The organism is Janthinobacterium darwini (assembly GCF_051380905.1).
GTDB lineage: Bacteria > Pseudomonadota > Gammaproteobacteria > Burkholderiales > Burkholderiaceae_D > Janthinobacterium.
Genome location: NZ_JBNYXX010000001.1, coordinates 86,772 through 101,951 on the forward strand (window position 1 = coordinate 86,772; position 15,180 = coordinate 101,951).

11 protein-coding genes and 1 pseudogene are annotated in these 15,180 nt (G+C 62.8%); all 12 read right to left on the reverse strand.

Translation table 11 applies throughout. The features are described from left to right. Positions 1-43: 43 nt before the first annotated feature. A pseudogene (locus tag ACQ4WZ_RS00415) lies at positions 44-261 on the reverse strand (integrase core domain-containing protein); the annotation flags it as partial. A gap of 205 nt (positions 262-466) precedes the next feature. After that, complete coding sequence (locus tag ACQ4WZ_RS00420) at positions 467-1,999, reverse strand: hypothetical protein (protein ID WP_436572309.1); 1,533 nt, start codon at positions 1,997-1,999, stop codon at positions 467-469. Positions 2,000-2,194: 195 nt separating this feature from the next. Further along, positions 2,195-2,536, reverse strand: coding sequence for a DMT family transporter (locus ACQ4WZ_RS00425; protein WP_436572310.1), 342 nt, complete (start codon positions 2,534-2,536; stop codon positions 2,195-2,197). A 27-nt stretch (positions 2,537-2,563) separates the two neighbouring features. Next, positions 2,564-4,018, reverse strand: a complete 1,455-nt coding sequence (locus ACQ4WZ_RS00430; protein ID WP_436572311.1) for a UbiA family prenyltransferase — start codon at positions 4,016-4,018, stop codon at positions 2,564-2,566. Between the two features lie 99 nt (positions 4,019-4,117). Next, a complete protein-coding gene (locus ACQ4WZ_RS00435) occupies positions 4,118-7,285 on the reverse strand; it encodes a glycosyltransferase (RefSeq protein ID WP_436572312.1) in 3,168 nt (1,055 codons plus the stop codon). Between the two features lie 6 nt (positions 7,286-7,291). Further along, positions 7,292-8,626, reverse strand: a complete 1,335-nt coding sequence (locus ACQ4WZ_RS00440) for an FkbM family methyltransferase (RefSeq protein WP_436572313.1) — start codon at positions 8,624-8,626, stop codon at positions 7,292-7,294. Next, positions 8,623-9,846 carry an ABC transporter ATP-binding protein gene (locus tag ACQ4WZ_RS00445; RefSeq protein ID WP_436572314.1) on the reverse strand — a complete coding sequence of 408 codons (1,224 nt, stop codon included), beginning with the start codon at positions 9,844-9,846 and terminating at the stop codon, positions 8,623-8,625. Before ACQ4WZ_RS00445 ends, ACQ4WZ_RS00440 begins: the two co-directional genes overlap by 4 nt. Continuing rightward, positions 9,846-10,646, reverse strand: a complete 801-nt coding sequence (locus tag ACQ4WZ_RS00450; RefSeq protein WP_101482582.1) for an ABC transporter permease — start codon at positions 10,644-10,646, stop codon at positions 9,846-9,848. The genes ACQ4WZ_RS00445 and ACQ4WZ_RS00450 overlap by 1 nt, the downstream gene beginning before the upstream one ends. 164 nt (positions 10,647-10,810) lie before the next feature. Continuing rightward, the gene (locus ACQ4WZ_RS00455; protein WP_133989521.1) at positions 10,811-11,557 is read right to left on the reverse strand and encodes a Crp/Fnr family transcriptional regulator; all 747 of its coding nucleotides are present in this window, start codon (positions 11,555-11,557) and stop codon (positions 10,811-10,813) included. Positions 11,558-11,611: 54 nt separating this feature from the next. After that, complete coding sequence (locus ACQ4WZ_RS00460; RefSeq protein ID WP_436572315.1) at positions 11,612-11,941, reverse strand: VanZ family protein; 330 nt, start codon at positions 11,939-11,941, stop codon at positions 11,612-11,614. A 43-nt stretch (positions 11,942-11,984) separates the two neighbouring features. Continuing rightward, entirely contained in the window at positions 11,985-13,211 is a 1,227-nt protein-coding gene (locus ACQ4WZ_RS00465; RefSeq protein ID WP_436572316.1) for a tetratricopeptide repeat protein, read from the reverse strand. Continuing rightward, complete coding sequence (locus ACQ4WZ_RS00470; protein WP_436572317.1) at positions 13,208-15,142, reverse strand: CHASE2 domain-containing protein; 1,935 nt, start codon at positions 15,140-15,142, stop codon at positions 13,208-13,210. Before ACQ4WZ_RS00470 ends, ACQ4WZ_RS00465 begins: the two co-directional genes overlap by 4 nt. Positions 15,143-15,180 lie beyond the last annotated feature (38 nt).

The window sequence follows — 15,180 nt, forward strand, 5'->3', positions numbered from 1 at the left end:
GCGCAACCTGTGCCACCGGCCGGTGATCGCCACGAGTCTGCCAGACACTGGCGAGCCGTTCAAAATGCCTACGCTCAAACTCTGCGGGCCAAAGCCTGTCATGCAATCCATGAGGGCGCTTCGGATTGTAGAACATCTCGATATAGTCGAAGATGCCTTGCCTGGCGTCGTCCCGGGTTGCATGGGTCTTGCGCTTGATACGCTGGAAAAGCTTTCAGCGACGGCATTATCATGGCAGTTGCCACGCCGGCTCATGCTTGGCACGCCGCCGCCTTGCCACTGGCGCTTGCCGTATCCGGTCTGAGAGCGTCAGCTCCGCTGAGCGCATGATGCGGGAACGCGATGGATGCCGCATCGCTCGCGCAGGTCTACGGATACCTTGCGATAGCCGTAGACCGCGCCGCTTTCCAGCCATGACTGCTGTGTGTTCAAGCGGTCATCGCAACAGTGCTGTTTGAATGGCGATTCAGTGATGCGACACTGCGCTATTCTGGCAACGCACAGGGCCATTGATGTAGCGCCACTGCCGATCCGTATCATGGTAATGATTGTCGCTCGCCAGCCTATTGCCCGTACCGCATAGCTGCTCGTCGACTTTCGTGTTGGCCGGGTTGTACAGGGTCTTGATGGCGCGGCCGCCGAAATTGAAGGTATAGATCAGCTCCTGCTGGAGGTAGGTCTCAAGATGTCCGCTACGCTCGACAAAGATTTCTGGTTCCGGATTCACCAGGCCGGGCGCCCGCTGCATGATCCATTTGCAGAGCGGGCTCAGTTCGACATAGTTATAGCGTTTGGCCTCGGCAGTGCAAACGGCCTGCACCAGAACGACGCCGAACAGTAGCGCCACCGGCCAGCGAGGGAGCGTGCGCAAACGCCAGAACAGGGCGAACAGGAAGGGCATGCTGGCCCAGAAGGCGTAGCGCATGACGCCGGCAGCGTCCGAATTCCAGTTGTGTATGGCCATCGCCGGTATCGCCAGCGCCATGGTAAACAGCACGCAGCTCAACAGTAACAGCGCCTGGTGAACTATTTGCCCGGTTGCCAGCTTGCGCCAGCCCCAGAGCAAGAGCATGGCCATTACGCCGGGGATGCCCATAATCATGCCTTGGTTCAGGTCGAAATAGAAGGAGTGCAGGCGTATCAAGCTGATCAGGGCTGGGTCGGAGGCGCGCTGGGCAATAATGCTAGGCACGCCAAATTGATACAGATTCCACAGCACCGGCAGCAGGGCCAGCAAGACGCCGATCGCCAGGCCCAGCAGATACCGCCGCTGCAGCATGGCGCGCAGACTGACGCGCCAGCCAGCATCGGCGCGATAGTGCAGGCCGGCGCGCAACAGGGGAGCGTAAGCGAAGAAAAATACGATGGTCGGATTTTGCAGTGCAGCCAGGCCGGCCAGCACCCCGCCTGCGATGGGCGCATCGTCGCAATACAGTATCAGCGCCGCCAGCAGCGCCGCTGCGCTCAGGCATTCTGGGCTGCCCCAGCCGCCATAGTGCCAGCCGCCACACAGCATGAACAGCAGCACACCCAGCAGCGCCCTGGGCGCCGAGCCGAACAGGCGGAACAGGCTCAGACCGAGCACGAAGACCATGCCAAGGTTGATGATTTGGTAGGCTTTGAAGGGAGGCAGGCCCAGCGCATGCAGCAATTTGAACGGCGGCGCGGCCAGCAGTGAATAGCCAAAAAAATGGATGGAATAGGCTTTGCCATCCTTGCCAATGGCAAAGGCGGGATACAGATCCTTGCCGTTTTGCCGCAGACCGGGTTCGACGAGGTCGTACACGCCTTGCAGGGCGGGTGCTAATGACCTGGCCAGAGTGATGTCGCTCGGGCGCACGTCCGGCGTACCGTGGGTGGCCAGGGCAACGGTGACAAGGGAATACTCGACCGCATCGCCACGATGCTGAGCTTCGGTGCTGATGAGCAAAGCACTCAGCAGCAAGGCGAGCAGGAAAGCAAAACGCCACCAGGCGGCGGACAATTTGTTGAACGTCACATTATCTCCAAAGTAAAGGTCGGGACGGGCCCGGTCGTTAGGGTGCCGTCAGTGTATTGCACAAATAGCATGTATGTCGATGCAGGCAGTAAATTTGGCAGCCGCGGACAGTCTTCAATCGTACAGGCGGGAATCGAGGCGGCCATGCCGGTATTGCGGGGCATGACGACGCCTGCACAGGTTAACGCGGCCGGTTTAGCGCGTCAGAATGAAGGCGCCGGCCGCGATCAGGGCCATGCCGGCCAGCTTGCCGGCATGCAGCGGCTCATTGAGCAGCGTGGCGCCGATCAGCGCCACCAGGCACATGGTGGCGGCGGTCATCACCGGGTAGGCTAGGCTGATCTGTAATTTCTGCAGGGCGATCGAATAGCAGACAAAGCCCAGCGCATAGGTAGTGCAGGCGCCGCCCAGCCAGCCTATGCGGGCCAGGGTCCAGCCGACGCCGGCATGGGCGGACAGCTTGATCAGCAGGGTGGCGAGGGCGCTGGCGACGGCGGCCAAGCCGCACCACAGGTAGCCGTTCAGATTTGAGGACATGGTTGGAATCGATGGTGAGTGAGGAGGTCAGAATGCGGCGCCGGCAACGAACAGTATGCACAGGCCGATCACGACCAGTGAGACCGCATCCTTGCTGACATACAGGACCGGGTCTTCATTGACCTGGCCGCGAAAGCCCAGCGTCCACAGGCGGCCCAGCCAGTACACCAGCAGGGGTACGACAGCCAGCAGCCAGTGCTGGCTGGGGTACAGTTTTTGCACGTTCGGCGAATTAATGTACAGCATGAAGATCAGCACCGATAACATGCCGCTATTGATGCCCATGGCGCCTATGGCTGGCTTGTCGGCCACCGAGTAGCCGCGGCCGCTGGTTTTATCCTTGCCCTGGCGCTTCAGATTGAACAGTTCGCTATATCGTTTCAGCAGCGCCAGGGACAGAAAGAGGAAGAAGGAAAATGCCAGTAGCCAGAACGACGGTTCAATCTGCGTTGCGGCAGCGCCGCCCAGGATGCGGACCGTGTACAGCAGTGCCAGTGTGACGATGTCGATCATCAGCAAGCGCTTCAGCACGAAGGAATAGGAAAGCGTGGCGACGAAATACACCAGCACCACGGCCAGCAGCAGCGGATTGAAGATGGCGCACAGTAGTATCGCGGCCAGCGCCAGCAGCGGGCTGCTGATCATCGCCAGCGCCAATGGCAGCGTGCCGGCGGCAATCGGGCGCTTGCATTTGGTCGGATGCAGGCGGTCGTCGTGGGCATCGAGCGCATCGTTGAGCAGATAGGCGCTGGATGCACACAGCGAAAACGCAACAAAGGCCAGCAGCGATTGCAAGAATGTGGGCAGGTCCAGCGCATGGCCGGCCAGCATCGGCAGAAATACCAGCAGGTTTTTCAGCCATTGGCGCGGCCGCATGGCTTTCAGCAGCGCGCGCATGACCGGCTTGCGCGGGGTGCCCATATGCGTCGTGGCGGTGCCCCCGCCCAGAGCGAACGGTTTCATGGTGACGCTGTAGGCTTGGCGGCTGGCTTGCCAGACCGGCACGTCGACGGGCGAGTTGCCGATGTAATCGAAGCCGCGCGGACCGTAGCGTGCCGTCAGCGCGTCGGCCTTGTTGTGCGAGGTCAGGTTGACGCCTTCGTCGTCGGTCGCCATCACGTCGTCGAACAGGCCAGTATGGCTTGCGATCTGCTCAGCGAAGCGGCGCTGCGAACCCGTGGCCAGCACCAGTCGGCGGCCGGCTTGGCGCTGTTCGGCCAGCGTGGCCAGCAAGCCCTGGTCGTAAGGCAGCGTGGCAGGATCAAATGCGATATGCAGTGCCAGTTGCTGCTTGAAGCCGGACTTGCCACGCAGCAGCCAGAACGGCAGGCGCCAGATTTTCCAGAAATGCTGCTTCATGAACAGCAGCATGGCTTCCCACAGCAAGTCGGAATAAATCAGTGTGCCGTCCAGGTCTACCACCAGCGGCGGGGAGGTGGCGGAACTGGTGGCGGGAAGGGTGCTTGATTCGTTTGAGGACATGTGGCTTTGCAATGAGCGCCGGCCTGGCGGAGATGCCAGGAGCCGAACGCTTATATTGTTAAATGAGAAAGTATAATCGCAATTGGCTGCACCATAGCGCTAGTGCGTGGTATCGCTGCCGCCTGGCAACTCCTTATACCATTGCTGCTGCAGCACCACGTCCAGCAGTTGCTGGGCGCTGTCGTTCCAGGTCAGCCAGGGCAAGGCGCGTGAATCCGGCGCCGTGCCTGCTTGTAGTGCAGCAAGCCACTGGTGCAGGGTGGCCGCCAGTTCGGCCGGTGTCGCCGCCGTAAAATAGCTGGCATGTCCCTGCGCCACTTCGCGGAACACGGGCAAGTCGCGCGCCAGGATGGGAATGCCTTGCTGTGCGGCTTCGATCAGCGGCAGGCCAAAACCTTCACCCTCGGACGCCGCCAGCAGGCCGGAGGCTTCCTTGTACAGGCGCTGCAACATTTCGTCGGACACGCCGGGCAGCCAGAACAGATGTTGTTCGCGCTGGGGATGCTGCTTCAGGCGCTGCGCCAGGGCGTCGACCATCCAGCCTTCCTTACCGACGATCACCAGATTGACTTGCTCGCCCTGTTCCCACAGCAGGTCGAAGGCGGCCAGGGCCAGGGCGTGTCCCTTGCGCGGTTCGAGCGTGCCGACCATCAGCACGCTGGGGCGCGCCGCCACGCTGGCAAATACGTGGTCGGCATTCGGCGGCAGGCCAAAGCTGGGCTTGCTGGCATCGATGTCGGCGCCCAGATGGAAATAGCCGAGCTGCAGCGGCGCGCGGCGGAGCTGCGGGCGCGTTGCCGTCCAGGCCGCCAACTCGTCGGCCACGGCGCGCGAAATGCAGATAATGCCATTGGCGGCGTGCGTCACGGTGTCCAGGTAAATGCCGAAATAATCCTCGGTGCCGTGCGGGAACCATTCCGGCCGCAGCATCGGCAAAATGTCATACACCACGAAATACACGGCGATGCCGCGCTTGCGCATGTCGAGCAATAACTGGCGATTCTGCGACGTGCCATTGGTAAACAGGTCGAGTCCGAGGAAGATATCGCCGTGGCGGGCCTCGATCGGCGCATCCTCCATTTGCAACTCGCTGACGCCGAGCAGCTCCAGCGTGAAGCGGCGCGCATAGCGATATGGGCGATTACCGCCATTGCCATACACGGGCTCGACGCGGTAACCGGGCGGCGGCTGATCGATCAAGACTTGCAACACGCTGCGCACCACGCGCTGGATGCCCGTTTTCAAGTCGGTATCCATCAGCGCGGAGACGTCGACGAAGAGCTGTCGCGGCGCCGTCGGTGCTTGATTGTAGGCAATCGCCCGGGCGGCGGACAGCAGCTCCGCCGGGCCCGGCGCAGGTGTGGCCACGCGCGCCAGCGCCAGGGTCAGCGCGCGGTAGCGGCTGCGCGTATGCTGCGTGGCAAAATGTTCTATCGCCTCGTGGTAGCAATGTGCGGCGGCGGCCGGCGAATGGTCGCTACGTATCAGTCCGGCGGCGGCTTCGCCCAGGCGCTGGCGCAGGGCGGGATCGCCGTGCAGCAGCGTCAGCGCAGCGCTCAGCTCGGCCACGCTACAGGCGTCCGGCAGCTTTAACAGTGCGCTGTCGGGCAGCTCGGCGCCGGCGCCGTGGGCGTTGATGATAGTCGGCGCGCCGTAGAGCATGCAGTCGAGGATGGCTGCCGAGGTTTCGCCGCGCGTCATGCTGCGCAACTGGACCGCGATGTCGGTAGCGGCGGCGTAGTCCGCATACTGCTCGGCGCTGACGAAACCGGTGATGCCGATGCGTTCGCGGGCGGGGCTGCTGGCGATCTGCCGTTCGATATCGTAGCCGTAATCGGTGCTGGCGTTCTGCCCCACGAACAGCAGGCGGCAATGCGCGTCGCTGCCCAGCGGCGACGCTTCGAAAGCCGCGATCAATTCCGCATTGAGTTTGGTCGCCCCCAGCATGCCGAAAGTTGATACGACGAAGTCGTTCGGGCCCAGCCCCAGGCGGCTGCGCGCCGCAGCGCGGCGTTCGGCAGCGCTGGCGCCTATCTGTTGTGCCAGCGGACGGCGCGGCAGCGGCGCCGTGCGCCATTGGGCAGGGTAGTCGGCGCCATACCAGCGTGCCGCCAGTTGGCAGGCGAACGCGGAATGGACGATGACGCCGGCGGCCTGGTCGAGTACCGCCTTGTTGGTTGGAAAGGCCCAGATCGTATCGTTGCGTCCCAGGCGCTGCTGTTCCAGCAAGCCCTTGTAGCCGTGCGACTGGTACAGCGCCTGGAAAAAGGCGCTGTCCTGATAGCCGCCGCGCTCCATCTGGTCGACCACGCCCGACAGATAAAAGTCATGCAGGATCACCACGCCCGGATGCCGCTGCAGCATGTCGAACATGTAGCGATGCATGTGATTGTTGCCGAAGTGGTAGACGATACGGTCGAATTCGTGGGCGTGCTCGTCGAACCAGGTGGGGGTGCGCAGCGGGAAGTTGGCACTCAGGGCTATGTCACTGATACTGTCCTGTTCCGCAATCAGTTCGATGTCATAGTATTGCGCCAGCGCCGGAATGACGTCGGCGCTGTAGTCGGCGATGCCGGAGCGTTCCGGCGGCAGTGGCGACAGGTAGGCCAGGCGCGGCCGGCGCGTGGCAGCTTCGGCAGGCGAGGGTTGTGCGGCGACGGCGTCAAACAACTGCCATAGCTGTGGCGTGGCGGGCAGCACTGCAAGCTGCTGCGGCTGCTTGTCGCAAGCCGTCTGCAAGCGCTGGGCCAGTGCCGGCGTGGCTGCGAGCAACAAGTCGGCTGTGCGCAAACTGGTCTGCAGGCGCTGCCAGGATTCGAGCTGCGCCGCATTGGCGTTCTTCGGTGCGGCCAGCAGCGTGTCCGATTCCAGGCTGAAGACGGTCCGCAGGCCGGCCAGCGGACGCGCCGCGCACACCGGCGTGCCGCTGTCGGACTCGAACAGGGCTGGTGTATAGACCAGGTCGGGGGCCAGCCCAAGCAGGAAATTGTCGCGCACCAGTTCGGCTGCGCGGCGCTGCCACGGCGTGGCATCTTTCGTCAGCGGCACATCGTAAGTGCGCACCTGTCCGGAGGGCAACAGGCCGCTGAACGCGGCGCGCAATTGTTCCAGCTGGTCAGGCTGGCCTGCCTGCAGCACGATCCAGACCTCGTGCGTGCCGGCACTGCGGGCCAGTTCCTGCGCCTGGGCCAGCGCTTGCGCTGCCGGGCTGGATGGAAGGGTATGGCTGCCGTCCTGGCAGGCTTGCAAATCGATGACGAGACGCATAATGAATTATCGTGAAGAAGAGTGCATGGCCGAGGCCAAGTCGGCCAGCACGGCGCGCACCGACAGCGGCAGTGCTGCCAGTTCGGCTGGAACGGCCAGATGGGCAGCCTGGGTCGGTACTTTTACTTGCGGCGAGGCCTGCTGGCGGCTGATTTGCATCAAGCGCTCGGTGACAGCGGGGAAACGCTTCTTGAGCGGCATCAGCAAGCGCCGCGCTTTTTCATTGCTGCTGATGCGGCGCAGCACCAGGCGGGCGCCGTTACGGCCGCGCGCATACAGCTTGCGCGGCAGTTGCGTCACGTGGCGCAGGGACAGTATGGCGCGCCAGGTCAAGCTCGTTTCGATCTGCACCAAACGCTGTTGCAGGCCGTTGGCCCACTGTTCCATTTGCTGGTAGGCGGCGACACGGGCCTTCAGCTGCTCAGCCTCGCGTTCGCTTGTCTCCAGGCGCTGCTGCGCCTGTGACAGCACGCTCTCGAGCGTATTGACTGCCTGGCCAAGCGAGGCAATGGCGCTGCCCGCGCTGAGCTGTGCCTGGATTGCCGCGGCCGCTTGCTGCTCGGCTTGCGCGCGCAGCGCCACCGCCTCGGCTGTTGCAAGCTGGGCCTGCTGCGCCACCGTGGTAATGCGGGTATTTTCCTTCCAGGCCGCGTCCAGGTGATAGCTGATGAAGTCATCGAAGACATTGGCCTGCAGATTGAGCACGTTGAGCAGGGCGCGCTGTTCGTCGGCCACGTAATAGCGGTTCAAGCCATCGAAATAAGCGTAATGGTAAGCGTGGTCGGTGACCAGTGCCTCCCAGTCGGCGTGGTTGCTCACGCGGCTGCCGGGCAGGGTCGCCTCGATCACCAGCACCCACGGGCGCCAGCGTTGCAGGTCGAAGCCGCGCAGCACTTCGCCCTCGAAGCCTTCGACATCGATTTTCAGGAAATGAATGGTGCCGCGCACGTGTTCGGCGCAGATATCGCTGAGGGTGCGCAGCGGCACCACCGTTTCCACCACGGCGTAGCCTTCGGCGATATGCTCGCGCGCCACGGCGCTGTCGGTCGAGGCCCAGCCGTTCATGGCCGGCACATCGAACAGCGTGATCTCGCCGGCTGCGGCGCCGGCCGCCACGGCCAGGTTGATGTCGCGCGGACGCTGCTGTTCGAACACCTGGTGGTAGGACGGCATCGGCTCGATGTTGATGCCGCTCCAGCCATGGTCATAAAAGGCCTTGGTCACGGAGTGCAGCACCGGGTCGTTGGCGCCAACGTCGATGTAAAAGCCGTTCTTGACGTGCTGCAGGGCGCGCCACAGCAGCACGTCTTCGAAGTTTTGAGCGTAGGTGAGGAAGGTCATAGGTGGACGATATTGACAGTAGGGTCTATCCAGGCCGTACCTTCGAAGTGCGGCCGGTGCATGTTCATCACGGTAAATACCAGCGCCAAGTCGCGCCATTCATAGTTGTTGACCAGGTGGGTGTCGGTGCTGACGATGGCGGTCGAGACCGAATACGTGCCCGGCCCCAGGTTCATCGCGAACGCGAAGCAATAGCGCAGCCGCGCGCCGGCCTTGACCTCTTCGAGCGGCATCTGCTTGAGGTGGGTATTCGTGCCATACATGGCCTGGCCCAAACGGTCCTTGATCATATAGCCCAGCACCATGCGCGGGATATCGGCATGCGCCTGCACCGTCACTTCCAGCGTCACGGTGCTGCCGACGTCCACCACTTCGACGCGCGCGCCATGCTCGTCGAGCAGGGCGATATCGGCCACGCTGGCCTCGCCAGTGCCGGAAATGGTCTGCACCTTGCCGTCGGCCCGTTCATTGACGCGCACGGTCTGGTTCTCGCGCTCGGCGATCATGGCGTTGTAATAATCCATGATCTCTTCCGGCTTGCCCACGCGCGCCAGCCGTCCGCCATCGAGCAGGATGGCGCGGTCGCATACCGACTGGATGGCTTGCTTGTCGTGCGACACCAGCAGCAGCGTGGTGCCCAGGCGCCGGTACTGACGGATGCGCTCAAAGCTCTTGTGCTGAAAATACGTATCGCCGACCGACAAGGCCTCGTCCACGATCAAAATATCAGGACGGCGCGCGGTGGCCACGGAAAACGCCACCCGCATTTGCATGCCGCTGGAATAGACCCGCACCGGCTGGTCGATATAGTCGCCGATTTCGGCGAAGGCCTCGATCTCCGGCATCAAGCGGGTGATCTCGTCGACCGACATGCCCAGGAGCTGGCCGGCCATGTAGACGTTCTGGCGACCGGTAAAGTCCGGATGAAAACCCATGCCCAGTTCCAGCAGCGCCGCCACGCGGCCCTGCATCGTCACGCTGCCGGTGGTCGGCTGGGTGGTGCCGGTAATGAGTTTCAGCAGCGTGCTCTTGCCGGCGCCGTTGATGCCGATCAGGCCGACGGCTTCACCCGGCGCAACGTGGAAATTAATGTCTTGTAAAATCCACTTGAGCTGGTGGCGCGGGCCGCGAAACGGCAGCAGCCATTCGGCCAGGCGCGACCAGCGCGTGGGATATTGCTTGTAGGCCTTGCCCAGGTGACTGACTTTTATCGAGCCCATCAGAGTTCATCCACCATTTCTCCGGCACGTTTGCGGAATAATTGCATGCCCAGCACGCACAGCAGCACGGCGCAGATGGCGGCAGGCAGCAGGCTGCCCCAATCGGGCGCCTGGCCTGTCACCAGTATCGTCTGGTAAGCCTGGGTGATCGCGGCCATCGGATTCCAGGCCAGGTAATGGCGCATTTCCGGTGGCAGGATAGACGCCGGATACACGATAGGCGTCAGCCAGAACCAGAACTGGATGAAGATCGCAAAAAACTGGCCGACGTCGCGGAAGAATACATTGAGCACGCCCAGCACCATGCCCAGGCCGATGGCAAACAGGATCTGCAGCAGCAGCACGGGCGCTACGGCAATGAAAATCCAGCCTGGAAATTGACCCGAGAAAATCAGGAACAGGACGAACAGGGCGAAGATGATGACAAAGTTGAGGCCGGCATTGAGGACCACGATGACGGGCAGGCAAATGCGCGGAAAACTGATCTTCTTGAGCAGGTTGGCGTGCTCCAGGAACATGTTCTGGGCGCGCGTGACGATCTCGGAAAACAGGCCCCAGGTCAGGATGCCGGCGCACAAATAGATGCTGTAGCCAAATTCAGAGGTGACGCCGGGCAGTCTGCTATGCATTACCTGGGAGAAGATCAAGGTGTACACCAGGATCAGGGCCAGTGGGCTCAGTACGGTCCAGGCCGCACCCAGCATCGCTTGACGGTATTTGGACTGGAATTCACGCTTTACGCTGCCGATGACGAAGCCGCGATACGACCACAGGGCCCGCAGCATCGTGCTGGGAATCATGCCCAGCCCCGCAGCCGGCTGGACGGCAATGCCGCTAAAACTGTCACCATGGAGAAAATTGCGCTACCGTTACGGCAGGCAGCACCCTAGAATTGATAAGAGCGGAATTATACCGTACCCACCCCAGGGCCCGAATACCGGAGCAATACCTTCTTGCAAAGAAATTACCCTCCTTGCACCAGTTTTTTCAGGGCTTCGGGGTCTTTGATGAAGAGTCGGTGCGCCTCTTTTTGCACGATGCCTTGCTGTACCAGCATCAGCAGCGCGCGGGTGACCGTTTCGCGGCTGGTGTTGATCATGTTGGCAATGTCCTGGTGCGTAGGCAGGTTTTCCACCACGATGCCGTCCGGCTGCGTCGTCTGCATCAGTGCCAGGTAGGCATAGATGCGCCTGGCCGTGTTGCTGATACTCAGCAGCGCGCGAAATTCCGAGTCGCGCTGGATTTTTTGCGCCAGGTATTTCAGCATCTGCTTGGCCACCGATGGCGAATGCGAAAACAGGTGCATCGCGGTCGGCGCCGGCAGGAAGGCCACCAGCACCGGGCTCATCGCCAGCACCGAGGCGGAACGCGTCGAATTGTTGATCAGGGCGATTTCGCCGAAAAAGTCGCCCGGCTCCAGCATGCGCAGGCCGACCGCGCGCCCGTCTTCGGTCACGTCGATGACTTGTAGCTGGCCCGACAGCAGGAACAGCAGGCCATCGCCGCTGCCACCCTTGTGCAACACCACTTCGCGCCTGGCATAGTGGCGGATGCGCACCTCGCTCTTGACGAGCGTGATTTCGTCCTCGCTGAGTTCGGCCAGCAGCGGGATCTTGCGCAGGTGAATTTGAATGTGGCGCTGTTCTTCCGGCGCAGCAGTGCCGCTTGCTTCATTGTTCAGTGCGTTTGCATCCAGCTTCCGAAGTGTCATAGGTGTCGTGTCAGGTATCAAAGGGGCGGCGCAGGCGCAAGGCGCCATGCCGCATTACGCGAACAGGCTGCTGCATGCGACGACGAAAGCCACCAGGGCAATGCCGGCCGTGTTCGCCAGTATGTCTTTCCAGCAGAAGGCGCGGGTCGGTACCAGCGCCTGCAGGCATTCGATGAGCCAGCCGGCGATGAGCAGGCCCAGCAGCCACAGCGCCGTTTCGCCCGGTCCACTGGCGATGCGCGCGGCAATCGCGCTGAGCAGGGCGAAGCCGGCGAAGTGCATCAGTTTATCGTTAGGCAAAGGCGGCAGCCAGCGGTTCGGCACCAGGCAGCCTGCCGACATGGCAGCAGCGATGGCGATGAACAGCATCAATTCCCAGTGCATTACATTCCAGATCAAAAGGTTGAACAGGCCTGATTGTATACGTTCAAGGACTTTGCCACTGGTAGCTCAATTGCAGTTGCCGGTTGTTGTACTGGAATAGTGAAATATCCTTATTGTTGCGCACGAAGCGCGCTTCCAGTTGCAGGGCCTGATTTTTGCCGAGCGGATAGATCAGCGTGCCGCGCATGACGTGGGTAGCCTGGTGCCGCACTTCATTGATCATGCCCGGCGCGTAGGGTAGTTCGCTGTCCCACTTTTGGTAGACGTATGCCATCTCGCCGATATAACTGGCCCACAGCAGGCGGCGCGCCAGCAGGTTCAGCGCCATGCCGCGGCGGTCGCCGCCCGGCCGGTCGCTGACCGCACGGTCCTGCACATAAGCGAGGCTGGCGTTGCCGTACAAATCGTCTTTGCGGTAGCTGAGCTGGCCGCGCAGCTCGAAGGTGTTGGCGTCGAAGTTGGCCAATGTTACGTGTTGGATATGCGTGATGCCGCCCATCAGCGTGACCTGCAGGCTGTCGGGCAGCGGCAGCGGCGGGACGATGCGGGCCTGCAACTGGGCCTGGCGCTGGTACAGGCTGCCGCCCAGGGTAGTGAGGCCGAGCATGGCCGTGCTGCGGGCGGTCCAGCTCCCGAGGCGGTAGGGCGACTCCACGCCCAGGTACAGCGAATTGCTGTCGTACTGCCGCAGTGTATCGTTGCGGCGGCTCTGGAACTGGGCGAAGCCGATGCTGCCGTTGGGCGTGATTTCGCGCATGTAGTCGGCGCCAAGCAAGCTGTACTGGTCGGACTTGGGCAGGAAATCGGTCAGCAACATCAACTCGCCCTGCACATTGGAGTAATAGGGGTTCGTTGCGCCCTGGTTAACATTCTGGTCGAAGCCGCGCCCGAAGATGAACGACGACGAGGATAGCGCCGGCCTGCCGTGGCAGCCGGTACGGCGTTCCGTGGTGATCAGTTCGATGATGCCGGGCGGCGGACTGAAGCGCAGTTCGATCTCCAGAAACAGGCGTTCTGCTTCGCTGATATTGCCCATGCTGCACTGGATCAGCGCGATTTCAAGCATGGCGCCGGCGTGCATCGGCTCTTCGTCGATGGCACGTTGGAATTGCTTCAATGCATCATTCTTGCGTCCCTCGGACAGCGATTGCAGCGCTTCCTGATACGGATCGGAGTGGGCCGGCGGCGGCTCCTGCGCGACTGCAGGGACGGCAAGCAGCATGCAAAACAAGGCCAGGACGGACGGCAGTACGCCGCGCCGAAGGCTCATGCTGCGTCGTCCAGGCTGCTGCTGCTGGCAGGCGTGATGCCTTGGGTAATACGGGGGGCAGGGGGTATGGGAAGGGCAGGTGCCATGCTCAAATCAAGAGTATATAAGGTAATTGGTTTTTCTTTGCCACGCAATATGCGCTCACCCAGCACGATGAAACGGTGGCGCCGTGCGCGCTCGACCGTGCCGGTGCCGATGATGATGTCATGGCTGAAGTCGCGCGCCGCCTGTTCCAGGCGCGAGGCGGTGTTGACGCTGTCGCCGACCGCGGTATAAATGCTGCGAAATGAGGTGCCAAAATCGCCGGCCATGGCCCGTCCGCTTTCGATGCCGATGCGCACCCGCAGGGGCGGGTGTCCGTTGAGGCAGCGTTCGGCGCTCAGGCCTGCCACGCGGCGCAGGATCTCGTGCGCCGCGTCCAGCGCCAGGTCGGCGTGGTGTTCGATCGGCAAGGGTGCGCCCCAGAATGCCACCAGGCCATCGCCGGTGTATTTGTCCAGCGTGCCTTGCTGGTCGATCACGGGAGCGGTCAGGCAATCGAGAAAGTCGCGCGTCAGCCGTGCCGCTTCTTCCACCGGCAGCGATTCGACGTGGGTGGTGTAGCCTTCCATGTCGGCAATCAGGGTGGTCACGTCAAGCAGGCGCGGTTTGAGCGGGTCCTTCACATCGCTGCGCATGAGCTGCTCGACCACTTTCGGCGCCACGTAGAGTCGCAGGGTATCGAGCAGGTAGCGCGATTTGCGCTGGCTCAGCTGCCAATGGTAGGGAACGGCAAACGTCAGCAGGAACAGATTCGTGGCGAGCGGCCCGGTGGTTGAAAAGTCCGGATCGTGGGGGCTGATGACATACGCGAGCGCCAGCCACAGCACGGATGCGCCGCCCAGCAAGCCGACGCTCCAGGTTGCCGACAGCCGCGGGAAGGCGTAACTGGCGCCCAGCGTGACGATAATGGCAAACAGGACGCCCAGCAGGCGACCGGGCCAGGACGCCGGCGCCAGTCCGGCTTGCTGGTCCAGCAAGGTGGAAAGCGCGGCGGCCTGTACCCCGAGGCCGGGGCGGTCGCCATGGAAGGGGGTGATGACGCGGTCGCCTATGCCCAGCGAGGAGGAACCCACCAGTACCAGGCGGCCGGCGGCGCTGGCCGGATCGATCGCCTGGTCGAGGATGTCGGCGGCCGACACCACGGTGTAGGCGCTCCAGTCGCGCTTGTAGGCTACGCGCATCAGGCCGGTGTCCGGCAGCGCCAGTGCGCCGCCGCCCTGGCAGCAGTTGACGATGGCCAGCGCCAGTGCGGGGTAGTGCTGGCCTTCCAGGGTGGTCATCAGCGGCACGCGGCGCAGTGCGCCGTCGGCGTCCGGAATGAAGCCGATATTGCCGACGTGGCGAGCCTGTGCCAGGCCTGCATGGTTGGCGATGTAGCCGGCAGCCTGCACCTGGCCGCCGGGGTAGCGGGTGCTGGCGCCGGCTGGCTGGCCGTCGCGCACCGGCTCGGGACGGCCAAAGTTGTAATCGAACATCTGCGCCAGCACCAGCGGGCCGTGCTGGGCCAGGAGTGCCAGGCGCTGGTCGCCCTGGCCCTCCGAAGGTTTGGGCAGGACGATATCGAGCGCCACTGCGCGCGCACTGTAATGTGTCAACAAGGTTTCGACCAGTTCGGCCAGTCGGTCGCGCGGCCAGGGCCATGGCCCCAGCTTGGCCAGGCTGGCCTCATCGATATCGACCACCAATATGCGCGGCTCGGGCGCCTTGCTGGCCTGCAGGCGCACGAAAACATCGCGCACCCATTCGTTGGCAAACACGGAGGCGCTGGGTGTGCTGCCCCATTGCGCCCAGATCGTCAGCAGGATGGCCAGCAGGGCGATGGCCGAGCGGACCAGGCCTGGGCGGGCGGTGCGTCTTATGGCAGGGGAAGGTGGGCGGGGATCAAGCACGTCTGGCCGGGAAAGTGCGGGTACACTTGCAGTGAATA

Coding starts and splice junctions, on each gene's coding strand:
- ACQ4WZ_RS00425 (WP_436572310.1), bottom strand. CDS start 2,536: ATGTCCTCAAATCTGAACGGCTACCTGTGGTGCGGCTTGGCCGCCGTC.
- ACQ4WZ_RS00430 (WP_436572311.1), bottom strand. CDS start 4,018: ATGTCCTCAAACGAATCAAGCACCCTTCCCGCCACCAGTTCCGCCACC.
- ACQ4WZ_RS00435 (WP_436572312.1), bottom strand. CDS start 7,285: ATGCGTCTCGTCATCGATTTGCAAGCCTGCCAGGACGGCAGCCATACC.
- ACQ4WZ_RS00440 (WP_436572313.1), bottom strand. CDS start 8,626: ATGACCTTCCTCACCTACGCTCAAAACTTCGAAGACGTGCTGCTGTGG.
- ACQ4WZ_RS00445 (WP_436572314.1), bottom strand. CDS start 9,846: ATGGGCTCGATAAAAGTCAGTCACCTGGGCAAGGCCTACAAGCAATAT.
- ACQ4WZ_RS00450 (WP_101482582.1), bottom strand. CDS start 10,646: ATGATTCCCAGCACGATGCTGCGGGCCCTGTGGTCGTATCGCGGCTTC.
- ACQ4WZ_RS00455 (WP_133989521.1), bottom strand. CDS start 11,557: ATGACACTTCGGAAGCTGGATGCAAACGCACTGAACAATGAAGCAAGC.
- ACQ4WZ_RS00460 (WP_436572315.1), bottom strand. CDS start 11,941: ATGCACTGGGAATTGATGCTGTTCATCGCCATCGCTGCTGCCATGTCG.
- ACQ4WZ_RS00465 (WP_436572316.1), bottom strand. CDS start 13,211: ATGAGCCTTCGGCGCGGCGTACTGCCGTCCGTCCTGGCCTTGTTTTGC.